General features: G+C 47.1%; 1 protein-coding gene. It reads left to right on the forward strand.

What is annotated here, in order from left to right:
• The coding region (locus ACLUWI_RS10350; protein ID WP_412147244.1) for a transposase at positions 1–414 on the forward strand (414 nt) is incomplete at both ends.

Raw genomic sequence — 414 nt, forward strand, 5'->3', positions numbered from 1 at the left:
AGCAAATCAAGGATCGTCGCTGTCGTGAATACAAGGTCTTAAAGTCTCAGTGGCGGCTTTTTCATAAGGACGAAGACCAGCTGGAGTCCGCCAAACCGGTCTTTCTGCGTGGAATCAATGAATTTATGCCCCAACAGGACGCCGTTGACCTGATTCTTCGTAAATACCCTGACTTTGCGCGGGTTTACGAAACCTATCAAGAGCTTCAGTCAGCGCTAAAACAGCGTGACGTTGACGAGCTTAACAGCGCCATTTTTAACTATGAAAACACCAAAACCGCTATGGACCAAACCATTCGTACGCTTCGTCATTCTGCCCATTATATCGCCAACAGTGCCAAATACGACTACTCCAACGGGCCGCTGGAAGGCATCAATCGAAAGATCAAAAACTTAAAACGTAGCTGTTGTGGCT

Origin of the sequence: Limosilactobacillus mucosae (assembly GCF_046939755.1) — a bacterium.
In the GTDB taxonomy this organism is placed as follows: domain Bacteria; phylum Bacillota; class Bacilli; order Lactobacillales; family Lactobacillaceae; genus Limosilactobacillus; species Limosilactobacillus mucosae_A.